The 11,982-nt window shown below is 67.8% G+C and carries 12 protein-coding genes; 11 read left to right on the forward strand and 1 reads right to left on the reverse strand.

The genetic code is table 11. The features are described 5' to 3' along the window. Positions 1-37 precede the first annotated feature (37 nt). A complete protein-coding gene (locus BM172_RS06720) occupies positions 38-1,297 on the reverse strand; it encodes an MFS transporter (protein WP_026636108.1) in 1,260 nt (419 codons plus the stop codon). A 406-nt stretch (positions 1,298-1,703) separates the two neighbouring features. Between BM172_RS06720 and BM172_RS06725 the strand changes: the two genes are divergently transcribed. The 11 genes from BM172_RS06725 (at position 1,704) to BM172_RS06775 (ending at position 11,960) form a co-directional block, all read left to right on the forward strand. Then, a complete protein-coding gene (locus tag BM172_RS06725) occupies positions 1,704-4,010 on the forward strand; it encodes a SpoIIE family protein phosphatase (RefSeq protein WP_026636109.1) in 2,307 nt (768 codons plus the stop codon). Between the two features lie 14 nt (positions 4,011-4,024). After that, positions 4,025-4,417 (forward strand): STAS domain-containing protein, encoded by a 393-nt coding sequence (locus tag BM172_RS06730; RefSeq protein ID WP_051548902.1) that lies wholly within the window; start codon positions 4,025-4,027, stop codon positions 4,415-4,417. Positions 4,418-4,586: 169 nt separating this feature from the next. After that, on the forward strand, positions 4,587-5,168 hold the full coding sequence (locus BM172_RS06735) for a TetR/AcrR family transcriptional regulator (RefSeq protein WP_026636111.1): 582 nt from the start codon (positions 4,587-4,589) through the stop codon (positions 5,166-5,168). After that, positions 5,152-6,579 (forward strand): nitrilase-related carbon-nitrogen hydrolase, encoded by a 1,428-nt coding sequence (locus tag BM172_RS06740; protein ID WP_026636112.1) that lies wholly within the window; start codon positions 5,152-5,154, stop codon positions 6,577-6,579. The genes BM172_RS06735 and BM172_RS06740 overlap by 17 nt, the downstream gene beginning before the upstream one ends. Before the next feature lie 20 nt (positions 6,580-6,599). Then, the gene (locus tag BM172_RS06745) at positions 6,600-7,400 is read left to right on the forward strand and encodes an alpha/beta fold hydrolase (RefSeq protein WP_026636113.1); all 801 of its coding nucleotides are present in this window, start codon (positions 6,600-6,602) and stop codon (positions 7,398-7,400) included. 88 nt (positions 7,401-7,488) lie between these two features. Beyond that, positions 7,489-8,151, forward strand: coding sequence for a response regulator transcription factor (locus BM172_RS06750; protein ID WP_026636114.1), 663 nt, complete (start codon positions 7,489-7,491; stop codon positions 8,149-8,151). Next, entirely contained in the window at positions 8,148-9,305 is a 1,158-nt protein-coding gene (locus tag BM172_RS06755; RefSeq protein WP_026636115.1) for an ATP-binding protein, read from the forward strand. The genes BM172_RS06750 and BM172_RS06755 overlap by 4 nt, the downstream gene beginning before the upstream one ends. Positions 9,306-9,426: 121 nt before the next feature. Next, a complete protein-coding gene (locus tag BM172_RS06760) occupies positions 9,427-10,092 on the forward strand; it encodes a DUF3313 domain-containing protein (protein ID WP_026636116.1) in 666 nt (221 codons plus the stop codon). A gap of 13 nt (positions 10,093-10,105) precedes the next feature. After that, positions 10,106-10,705: a paraquat-inducible protein A gene (locus BM172_RS06765; RefSeq protein WP_026636117.1), complete on the forward strand. Its 600-nt coding sequence runs from the start codon at positions 10,106-10,108 to the stop codon at positions 10,703-10,705. Beyond that, the gene (locus tag BM172_RS06770) at positions 10,702-11,337 is read left to right on the forward strand and encodes a paraquat-inducible protein A (RefSeq protein WP_026636118.1); all 636 of its coding nucleotides are present in this window, start codon (positions 10,702-10,704) and stop codon (positions 11,335-11,337) included. Before BM172_RS06765 ends, BM172_RS06770 begins: the two co-directional genes overlap by 4 nt. Before the next feature lie 128 nt (positions 11,338-11,465). Next, entirely contained in the window at positions 11,466-11,960 is a 495-nt protein-coding gene (locus BM172_RS06775) for a YybH family protein (RefSeq protein ID WP_143096475.1), read from the forward strand. Positions 11,961-11,982 lie beyond the last annotated feature (22 nt).

Genomic DNA, 11,982 nt, shown 5'->3' on the forward strand with positions numbered 1-11,982 from the left:
GTAAGAGCGCATAGGGTCGAAGCGGTTTGAGCGCAGCTCACCTCTCCGACCGCCACCGCCACGCCTTCGTCACTACCGGATTGGTCTCCGGCATCGCCAGCAGCACCGGCAGGACGACAATCGCCACCAGGCCGATCATCGCGCCGGGTACCGCGTGCCAACCGGTCATCTTGATCAGCAGCTCCGCCAGAAACGGCGTCAATCCGCCGAAGATCGCCGTCGCCATGGTCACGCCAAGCGCCAGTCCGCTCAGCCGCCCTTCGCCCGGAAACTGTTCGGCAGTCGCCGGCGCGCCCACCGCGCTCACCCCGCCGGCAAGGCAGGCCAGCACGATCGCGCCGAGCGCAATATTGAGTTCCATCGCGCGCGCCATCAGCTGGAACATCGCCAATGGCAACAGCACGCTGGCGACGGCCAGCCACACCAGCACCGGCCGGCGTCCCACCCGGTCGGACAGTGCGCCGGCCAGCGGCGTGACCAGGATCACCGCCACCGCGGCGAGCGTCGACAACCACAATGAGCGTTCCTCGGCGAGGATGCCCGACGAGCTGAGAAACGCCGGCACATAGGTAATGCCCACGTAGTAGGTGATCGAGCCCAGCGCCGAGATGGCGAAAGTGCGGAACAGGGCAGGACGATGGTTGGCGAGCATGTGGCCGAGCGGCGAATCCGGCACGGTGTGCTGCTCCACCTGCCGCACGAAGTCCGGCGATTCCTCCATGGTCGAGCGCGCGATCCACACGCAACCGGCCAGCGCGGCGCCGACGAAGAACGGGATGCGCCAGCCCCAGGAGTCGAGCTGGGCCGTGCTCATGGCGCTGACGGTCAGCGCCGACACGCCCACCGCCAGCAGCGCGCCGATCTCGCTGGCGGCGGAGGCGAGCGAAGTGATCAGGCCTCGCCGGTCCTTGCGCGCGCCTTCGAGCAGATAGGCAACCACGCCGGTGTATTCGCCACCAACCGAGAACGCCATGAAGCAGCGCAGCAGCAACAGCAGCGCACCCGCTGCCGGCCCGGCGACGGCATGCGAGGGCAGCAGTGCCGTCGCCAGCATCGCCAGCGTCATCAGCATCATCGACAGGAGCAGCGTGCGGCGCCTGCCGATGCGGTCGCCGATATGCCCGAACACCACCGCCCCCAGCGGACGCATCGCGTAGGAGATGGCGAAGCCGGCCAGCGTGGCGAGCAGCGAGCTCTCGCCGCCGCCGAAGAACACCCGCGACAGCACGGTGGCGAAGTAGAGGTACAGGGTGAAGTCGTACCACTCGACGACGGTCGAGAGGGCAGCGACAGCCATGGAGCCGCGGGAAATCTCGGGAGTACCGGGCTTTTCGGTCATGCGCAGACGGTCGCCGGTTGCAGGAACCGCGATCCTAGCGCGATACGTCGTGTCCAGCCGATCCATGCCTGGCATCGGCTGCGTAGGTTGGGGTGAGCAAAGCGAACCCCAACGTCGCCGCTGCGCATGATGGTGTGCTGGCGGGGAGCGGTGCGATGTTGGGGTTCGCTTTGCTCACCCCAACCTACGACGCGTGTCATGCGTGGGGCGGAGCAGTCGCCTTCGCGCTGGATGTGCAGAAGACGTGAAGAAGGCCTCGCCGCAAGTCCGGCCACAACGCTACCGACTTCGCGCGATTGTGATCCCGCTCTCTTCCTGCACTTCGCAGCGGATCGCAAGATGCGCTGCACTGGGGGAGCGTCACATGGTGTTGCGCAGTATCGCGTCGCGGCTGGCCGTCTGGGTGCTGGCCGGAACCTTGCTGGTGGTCGTCGCCGGCGGGTTGCTGTTGTTCCGGGTGGTCCGGCAGCAGATCCTCGAGCAGACCCATCGCGAATCGGCGGTGCTGGCGGGCGACGTCAGCCATCGCATCCAGCATCGCCTGGACAAGGTGGCCGATACCGCACAGATGCTTGCCGCCTTGATCGGGCCGCGGCCGGACGATGCGGAGCCGCTGATCCGCGATGCCCTGGCACACAACGCCGACCTGGACGGATTGGCCGCCGCTTATGTGCCGGCCTCGATCGACGCCAGGGCGCCGGTCCGCTCGCCCTTCGTCAGCCGCCACCTCGATGGCAGCCTGAGCGTGCGCGACCTGCTGAAGGATCCCGCGCCGTACTGGACGCAGGCCTGGTTCGCCACGGGACTGGCGTGCGCCACGGGTTGCTGGCAGCAACCGTTCTTCTCGCAATCGCGCCAGCGTCGGCTGGTCAATTATTCGGCCGCGATCGAAGCGGGTGGCCGGCCGGTCGGCGTGCTCAATGCCGATGTCACGCTGGAGTGGCTGCAGGGCGTGCTGCAGGCCTTGAACAAGCCGCGCGATACCGAGGCGTTCGTGATCGACCAGCAAGGGGTATACCTCGCCGTCGAAGGCTCGGCGCTGGCCGGGCAGCGTGCGCAGGATGAATTGATCGCCGCCTTGCGCGGCGATCCGGCGGAACCGATCCGGCATACCGGCCTGCTGGCGACCCACGCCAATGCACCGGTGTGGATCTATCACGCGCCGATCGACGGCACGCATTGGCAGTTCGGCCTGGTGGTGCCGGAAGAGCGCATCTACGGCGGCGTGCGGCGCACCTTCTCGGTAGCCTTGTCGGTGGGTGCGCTGGCGCTGCTGAGCCTGACTTTGCTGACCTTGGTTGTCACGCGGCGCGTGCTCAGTCCGCTGGGCGTGTTGACGGAGCGCGCCGAACAGGTGGCCAAGGGGGCGCTGGATTTCGAGCTGCCCAGGGTGCGCCGCCGCGACGAAGTCGGCCGGCTGACCCATGCCTTCGACCGCATGCGCCACGAACTGGCCGATCACCTGGCCGAGCTGGGCCGCGTGGCGCGCGAGCAGCAGCGCCTGGCCAGCGAGCTGGAGATCGCCCAGCAGATCCAGACCGCCTTGCTGCCTGGTGCGCATTTCCTCGACGCGCGCTGCAACAACTTCGAGTTGCATGCGGTGTTGAAGCCGGCGCGCACGGTGGGCGGCGATCTGTACAGCTATTTCATGCTGCACGACCAGCGCTTCTACATCATGGTCGGCGACGTGTCGGACAAGGGCATCCCCGCCGCGTTGTTCATGGCGCGCGCGATCACCCTGGCCAAGGCCTTGGCGCCGCGCGCGCAGTCGCCGCAGCAGCTGTTGCAGTTGCTCAACCAGGAGTTGTGCCGCAACAACGACGGCTGCATGTTCGTCAGCCTGTTGTGCGGCCTGCTGGATACCGCGACCGGGCATTTCTCGATGGCCAGCGCGGGGCATGAGCCGCCGGTGCTGTGGGGCGAGGGCGCGCCGCAGCTGCTGGAGATCGAGACGGGGCCTGCGCTGGGCCTCGATGACGAAGCCACCTACAGCTCGCGCCGGGTGCGCCTGCGGCCGGGCGAGACCCTGCTGATGTATACCGACGGCATCACCGAGGCGACGGATGCCGAGCTGCGCATGTACGGCCCCGAGCGCATGCTCGATTGCCTCGGGCGCTATGCCGCGCACGGCGACGGCGATCCGGCCGGCTATCTGCTGGCCGATGTGGAAGCCTTCGCGGCCGGCCATGGGCAGGCCGACGACATCACCGTGCTGGCGCTACGCTGGCACCATGCCGGAGCCGATGGAGGTGCGTCGATGCTGGAGCTGACCATGCCCGCTTCGATCGAAGCGGTGTTCGATGCGCTGGCGCGCTGCGAGGAGCAGCTGGCCGCGGCCGGCGTCGCCCAGGGCGTGCGTGGCGACGTGCGCCTGGTGCTGGAGGAGCTGATGGTCAACATGGCCGAGCACGGACGCCCGCATACCGGCGCGGCGCGCATCGAGCTGCGCATGACTCTGGCCACCGACGCCGTGCTGGTCGATCTGCATCACGACGGCGTGCCGTTCAACCCGCTGCTGTCGCCCGAGCCCTTGCTTACCGGCGACGTGGCCGACCGCGAGATCGACGGCGGTCTCGGCATCCATCTGGTGCGTGCCATGGCCAGCGATTTCAGCTATGCGCACGACGAAGAAGGCAACCACCTGCAGTTGCGTTTCATCCTTCCTACCTGAGCGGAGGCACGACCATGAGCTTCAGTCTGCATACCGATGGCCTGTCGCCGCAGCGCGCCACCCTGCGCCTGCACGGGCGGCTCGACGCGATGACCTTCGGCGACTTCGACGGCGGCGCCGCGCCGGTGCTGGAACAGATGGGGCAGGGCGGCACAGTGGTGCTCGACCTTGCCGCGCTCGACTACATCAGCAGCGCGGGACTGCGCAGCATTGCGAAGATCCGCAAGCTGATGCGGGCGCGCGAGGGACATACCTTGCTGGTGAATCCGCAGCCGCAGGTGCGCAAGGTGTTCGAGATCGTCAAGGCGGTGCCGGTGAGCGATGTGTTCTCGAGTGTGGAGGAGTTGGATGTGTATCTGGATCGGATACAGCGGAAGGTGCTGAGCGGAGAGGACGAGGACACGTAAGCAGGCATAGGTTGGGGGGGCGCAGCGAACCCCAACAAGGCGGCCCCATTGAGAGGTTCGTTGGGGTTTGCCTTTGGCTCACCCCAACCTACGCGTTCCCTGCGGTGACGCGAGCCCCTGCCATTGGTCACCTTTGCCGACTCCGAAGATGCATGTATACACTGTATACATGCCAAGGCTCAGCACCCCCGAAAAGATCCTCCGCGCCGCCCGCAAGCTGATGGACAGCGGCGGCGCCGACGCCGTCAGCATGCGCCGCGTGGCGGAGGCCGTGGGCATCACGCCGATGGCGATCTACCGCCACTTTCCCAACCGCGAGGCGCTGCTCAAGCGCATCTCCGACGACAGCTTCGCCAGCGTGGCGCAGGGCTGGGAAAAGCGCTCGAAGCACCGCGATGTGTACAAAGGCCTGCTCAAATCGCTTGAGCAATACCTCGACTACGCGCAGACCCATCCAAACCTGTTCGACCACGCCTTTTCCGTGCGCCGCGACGACGCGCGCCGCTTCCCCGAAGACTTCCGCGACCGCCAGTCGCCCACCTTCAACGTCATCGCCGACAAGCTGGCCGAAGGCATGGAACGGGGGCTGTTTCGCCGGGCGGATCCGTGGGACGTCGCCATGACGCTGTGGGGCCTCGGCCACGGCCTGATCGCGCTCTACCGCGCCGGCCGCTTCAATTACGACGAGAAGCAGTTCCGCGCCTTCTATCTGAAATCACTGGAGACCGCGTTCGATGGCATCAAACAATGATCCGCGCCGGCTCTTTGCCGGCCTTCTCGCCACGGCGCTGTCCGCGCTGGCCTGTGGCTTCGGCACCGGGCTGCATCCGCTGCCGTGGCTGACCTGGCTGGCGCCCTTGCCGCTGGCCTTGCTCGCGCCGCACGTCAAGGCGCGCTGGCTGGCGCTCGCGGCCTTCGCGGCCGGCGCGCTGGGTGCGCTCAATCAATGGCACTACCTGCACGGTGTGGTCGGCGTGCCGTTGCCGATGATCGTGGCCTTCACTGCGCTGCCAGGGGTGGTGTTGGCACTGTGCGTCCTGTTGTTCCGCCGGCTGTTGCTGCGAGGCCGCGGCGTCGCGGCGGTACTGGCCATGCCGGCCTTGTGGGTGGCCGTCGAATACCTCAATACGCAGACCTCGCCGCATGGCACCTTCGGCAGTCTCGCGTACAGCCAGATGGACATGCTCCCCGTGCTGCAGCTGGCGTCGATCACCGGCCTGTGGGGCATCAGCTTCCTGCTCCTGCTGGTGCCGGCGGCGCTGGCGGTGGCGTCGATGCGCAAGCTCTCGTCCGGCACGCGCCTTGCAGCGGTTGCCATCGTGGTGGTGACCGTTGGCGCAACGCTGGCCTATGGCTATGCACGTCTGTACGCGCCCGTCACCGATTCCGTAAAGGTGGGACTCGCCTCGATGGAGAAGCCGGTTCGCCCGGCCCTGTCCACGCCGGAAGGGCAGGCGTTACTGGATCGCTATCTCGCCGCGGTCGACCGCCTGGCCGCTGCCGGCGCCACCGTCATCGTCACGCCGGAAACCAACTTCGCCACCGGCGAAACCACCGTGCCGGCCTTCGCCGAAGCGGCAAGCCGCCACGGCCTGATCCTCGCCGCCGGCATCGACGCCAAGGGCGGCGCGGACGGCGAGCGCAACGCGCAATGGATCTTCCGCGCCGGCTCGCAGTCGCCGGCCACCTACGCCAAGCACCACCTGATCCCCGGTTTCGAGGACCAGTACCAGCCCGGCGCGACCTACACCATGCTCGACGGCGCGCCGCGCATCGGCCTGGCGATCTGCAAGGACATGGACTTCCACGATATCGGCCGCGCCTATGCCGATCGCCAGGCGCAGCTGCTGCTGGTGCCGGCCTGGGATTTCGGCGTCGACGGCTGGCTGCACGGGCGCATGGCGATCATGCGCGGCGTCGAAAGCGGCTTCGCCATTGCCCGCGCGGCGCGTGCCGGACGCCTCACGCTCAGCGACGATCGCGGCCGGGTGGTGGCGGAAGCATCGAGCGAGCAGCATGATGCCGAGCTGGTCGGCGACCTGCCGCTGCACGCCTCGCGCACGTTCTATGCGCAGTGGGGCGACTGGTTCGCCTGGGCGGACCTGGCCCTGCTGGCGATGCTGCTGGTCTGGGCTTTCGTGGTACCGGCCCGTTCGAGATAAAAATTTTGCCGGAGCCGCGCATGCCTGCCACGACCACCGAGGATTTCTGGATCGCCACGGATCGCGGCCGGCTGCATGTGCGGCACTGGTATCCGGCTGCAGGCGAGCCCGCGGCGGCACCGATCGTCCTGTTCCACGACTCGCTGGGTTGCGTCGAGCTCTGGCGCGACTTCCCCGAGCAGTTGGCGGACGCAACCGGGCGGGGTGTGATTGCCTACGACCGGCTTGGCTTCGGCCAATCCGATCCGCACCTGGGCCGACTGGATGCCGGCTTCGTCGGCGAGGAAGCCCGCGACGGTTTCCGCTTCCTGCGCGAGGCGCTGCGCCTGGACCGCTTCGTCGCCTTCGGCCACAGCGTCGGCGGTGGCATGGCGGTGGCCTGCGCGGCAGCCTGGCCGGACGACTGCGACGCCCTGATCACCGAATCCGCCCAGGCCTTCGTCGAAGACCGCACGCTGCAGGGCATCCGCGTGGCCAAATTGTCGTTCGCGCGGCCCGGCCAGCTTGACCGCCTGCGCAAGTACCACGGCGACAAGGCGGCCTGGGTACTGCAGGCCTGGATCGAGACCTGGCTGGCCCCGGACTTCGCGGCCTGGAACCTCGACGAAGCGCTGCGCCAGGTGCGCTGCCCGCTGCTGGTGCTCCATGGCGACCGGGACGAATTCGGCTCGCCGCGTCATCCCGAGCGCATCGCGGCGCTGGCGGCCGGGCCGGTGGCGAAGCACGTGTGGGAGGGTTACGGCCATGTGCCGCATCGCGAGAACGCTGCCGCGGTGACCGCACTCGCCAGCTCCTGGCTGGACACCGCCACCGCCGGTTGACGACCCCGGCGGCACCCGCCACGCCATTAATCAAAACCTAACGGCCCTGGCGCATGCTCCTGCCTTCCTGTCCTGGCCGGGTGTGCCTGTGTATCTGCTGCTGGTGGAAGACGATGCGATGCTCGGCGAGGCCATCTGCGATGGCATTCGCGAACAGGGCTGGACGGTCGACCGGGTTGGCGATGCCGGTTCGGCCAGGGCGGCGCTGGTCGATCATCCCTATACCGCGGTGCTGCTCGATATCGGCCTGCCCGGCGATTCCGGCCTGACCGTGCTGCGCTTCCTGCGCGAGCGTTACGACGCCATCCCCGTGCTGGTGCTCACCGCGCGCGGCCAGCTCAGCGACCGCATCCGCGGCCTGGATGCTGGCGCAGACGATTACCTGGTCAAGCCATTCCAGTTGGGCGAGCTGCTGGCACGGGTGCGTGCGGTGGCGCGGCGCAGCGAGGGACTGGTGGTGCCGACGCTGCGGCACGGCGATGTGGTGCTCGATCCGGTGCGGCGGCGGGTGACCAAGGCGGACGAGCCGGTGTCGCTGAGCGCCTACGAGTACCGCATGCTGCTGACGCTGCTGCAGCGCGCAGGTCATGTGGTGACGCGCGACGAATTGGAGAAGGCTATCTATGGCGACCGCGCCGTGGTTGGCAGCAATACGGTATCGGTGTTCGTGCACCAGCTGCGCCGCAAGCTGGGCGACGAGCTGATCGCCACCGTGCATGGACATGGCTACACGCTGGGGGGAGCGCCGTGAGATCGCTGCAATGGCGCATGCTGGCGATGCTGGGCCTGGTGATCGTGCTGGCCTGGGCGATCTCCATCGCGATGTTCGCCGCGGTGCTGGGCTCCGGGCGGGCGAATTTCTGGCACGAGCACCTGGACCGGCTGGGCCAGACTCTGGTCGGCAGCCTGCCGGAAAACCTCAAGCCGGAGGCATCGCCGCGTACCGCGCCTGTGCTGCCGGATGCGAGCGAGCCTTCTGTGCGTGGTGGCGACCCCGGCGGCATCCTCACCGCGATGCTGCTCAACACGGTGGAACTGGCCATCGTCGGCCTGCTGATGTGGTGGGCCGTGGTGGCGTCGCTGCGGCCGTTGAAGGCGATGTCGGTGGAGATCGGACGACGCAAGGCGTTCGATGCCACGCCACTGCCGGCCGAGCGCGTGCCCGCCGAACTGCGGCCGTTGATTGCCGCCTTCAACGCGCTGCTCGGCCGCGTCGACACTGCCATGAAGGCGGAGCATCAATTCATCGCCGATGCCGCGCACGAGCTGCGCACGCCGCTGGCCGCACTGCACGTGCAGGCCGACGTGGCACTCCTCGCCGGCACGCCCGAGCGCAAGGACGAAGCACTGCGCAAGCTGCTCGATATCGCGCAGCGCAGCCACCGCCTGGCCGAGCAGCTGCTGGATCTGGCACGGCTGGATGCGGGTCTGCACGCATTGAGTGTGCAACGCATCGACCTGCTGGAACTGGCCAACCACGTGGTCAGCGAATTCGCCGTGCGCGCCGACGATCGCGGCACGCGGCTGTCGATCGACGGCACCTCGTGCTGGGTGCGCTGCGACGTCGACGAGATGGGCATCCTAATCCGCAACCTGATCGACAACGCGCTGCGCCACGGGCGCGCGGATGGCACGGTGGAGGTGACTTGCGGACACGTGGTGCGTGACGACGGCATGCACCCGATGCTCGAGGTGACCGATGACGGGCCGGGTGTGCCCGAGCACGAACGGGCCGCCATCTTCGATCGCTTCTATCGCGCGCAGGGCAGCGTCGTGCGCGGCAGCGGGATCGGCCTGTCGCTGGTGGCGCGCATTGCCGAACTGCACGAGGCGACCATCGAGACCGGCGCGGGCATGGGCGGCGCGGGCCTGTGCGTGCGCGTGATGTTCGCCCCGCAAGGCTGAAAAACGGCGCCTGCGTCAGTATCCGTTCAAGTCCGCGGCGCAGGTCTAATCAAATCCTAAAGACCCCTTCCTAGCCTTCGCATCGCGGCAATCGCCGTGACATCCACGACAGGAAGGGACCATGCGTATCCACCCCAAGGCGCCCGGCGCCATGCTGCTGTGCGCGGCGCTGACGGCGCTGGCCGGCTGCGCCACCACGCGGCCGATGCCGTACCAGGGCATCCAATCCTCCAGCTACCTGCGGCCCAACGAGCAGGCCCATCGCGGCCACCAGCCCTATGTCTACGACACGCCGGTGGACTGGAACCGCTATCGCAGCTTCGTGATGGACCCGGTGGACATCTATCGCGGCCCCGACCAGCAGTTCGAGAAAGTCTCCGACGCGGACAAGCAGGTCCTGGCCGGCTACATGCAGGAGCAGTTCCAGGCGAAGCTGCGCGAGCGCTATGCGCAGGTGTTCGAGCCGCGCTCCGGCACGCTGCGCGTCCACGTCACGCTGACCGGCGCGCGCGCCTCGACCAAGTTCATCAGCACCTTCACCAAGATGGACATCGGCGGCGCGCCGTACAACACCGTGCAGGCGGTGCGGGGCAGGGAAGGCCTGTTCACCGGCTCGGTCAGCTATGCGGTGGAGATCTATGACGCCTCGACGCAGAAGCTGCTCAAGGCCTATGTCGACAAGCAATATCCGAACGCGATGAACATGAAGGCGACGTTTGGCGCGCTGAGCGCGGCCAGGACCGGCATCCAGAAGGGCGCCGACAACCTGCTCGACAATCTGCAGTGAGCGGCGCGACGCCATGCGCACGCATCCGTCGCTGATCGTCTGCCCGCATTGCGATGCGGTCTACCGCCGTCCCGCGCTCGCCGCGGGGCAGGTGGCGCGCTGCGGCGAATGCGACGCGGTGCTGCATCGCGCTGCCAGGCTGGACATGAACGGCTGGACCGCGCTTACGCTGGCGGCGGCGATCCTGTTCGTGCTGGCCAATGCCTTTCCGGTGATCAGCGTGGGCATGCAGCCGTTCCGCAACGACGCCACGCTGTGGCAGGCCACCGCATCGCTGGTGCACGGTGCATGGGCGCCATTGGCCTTGCCGGGCGTGGCGGTGGCAATCGTGGCGCCGTCGGTGCAGATCGCCTTGCTGGGCTGGGTATTGTTGTTTGCATGGCACGGGCGGCGTGCGCCGGGCTTTCGCCTGGCGATGAAGGCGCTGGACTGGTTGCGGCCATGGAGCATGCTCGACGTGGCGCTGCTCGGCGTGGCCGTGGCGGCGATCAAGCTGGCGGGCATGGCCGAGGTGGCGATCGGGCCCGGCCTGTGGGCGATGGCGGCGCTGATCGGTGTCACCGCCGTCACCGCGAAAGGCGACCCGCGCTGGCTGTGGGAGGCGACCGAATGACCGTGCGGCCGCGTGCGCAGCACCTGGGCATGGTCGGTTGCCGTGTGTGCGGCCTGGTCGTTTCCGCGCCGCTGCAGTCCGATCAGAGGTCGTTCTGTCCGCGCTGCCGGTCCGAGCTGCAGCCGCGGCTTGCCGGCGGTTCCGCCCGCGCCTGGGCATTCTGGCTCGCCGCATTGATCTTCTATGTGCCGGCCAATCTGTTGCCGGTGATGGATATCCGCGTGCTCGGCGGGGCGCAGCACGCGGCCACCATTCTGGGCGGCGTGGTGGATCTGTGGCGCGACGGCTCGCATGGCGTGGCGCTGGTGGTGTTCGTCGCCAGCGTGCTGATCCCGACGGTCAAATATCTCGCGCTGGTCTTCCTGCTGCTGACCGTGCGCCATGCCAACGGCTGGGCCCGGCGCGCGCGGGCCAGGTTGTATCGGTGGCTCGAAGCAGTGGGTTACTGGTCGATGCTGGATGTGGTGGTGGTCGGCCTGCTGGTCAGCCTGGTGCAGTTCCAGGCGCTGGGCGAGATCCAGCCGCGGGCGGGGATCCTGTTCTTCGGCATGTCGGTGGTGCTGACGATGCTGGCGACGCAGAGTTTCGATGCGCGGCTGATCTGGGACGGGGAAGGCGACGATACGGTTTGAGCGGTGGGCGTCACGGGCGGAGGTGGATCACGGCTCGCCGCGCCGCGCGCACGCATCGCCGCATTTCGCTGGCGGGCGTTGCGGCCATGCCGGCTTAATCGCCGCACCCCCGCCAACCCGGAGCTGCCGTGAAATCTTTGCTTCCCGCGCTGTTGCTGTTTGCCGTGTCAATGGCACCTGTCCACGCCAAGGACGCCGCGCCTGATCCGTCCCAGGACGAGATCCGGCAATTGGTCGAGCAGTTCAAGACCGCCATCAAGGCCCATGACGGCGAGGGCATGGCCAAGCTGTTCCTGCCCGGCGGTTCGTGGCTGCAGACTCTGGACGACGCCTCGTGGGAGAAGGTCAAGGCCAAGGAGCCCGACGCCAGGCAGGTGACGACAGGCGACTATCAGAAGTTCTCGCAGTTCGTGGGCAAGGCGACCAAGCCGATCGAAGAGACCTTCGACAACGTGCGCATCGAGACGGACGGCACCATCGGCATGGTGTACTTCGACTACGTCTTCCTGGCATCCGGCAAGCCGACCAACCACGGCAACGAGACCTGGCAGCTGGTGCGTACGCCGGACGGCTGGAAGATCAGCGCGATGCTGTACTCCATCGTGCTGGATGACAGGCGCTGAGCTTCGGGCTAGGGTGCGCCGG

Origin of the sequence: Dyella marensis, assembly GCF_900112865.1 — a bacterium.
Lineage (GTDB): Bacteria > Pseudomonadota > Gammaproteobacteria > Xanthomonadales > Rhodanobacteraceae > Dyella_D > Dyella_D marensis_A.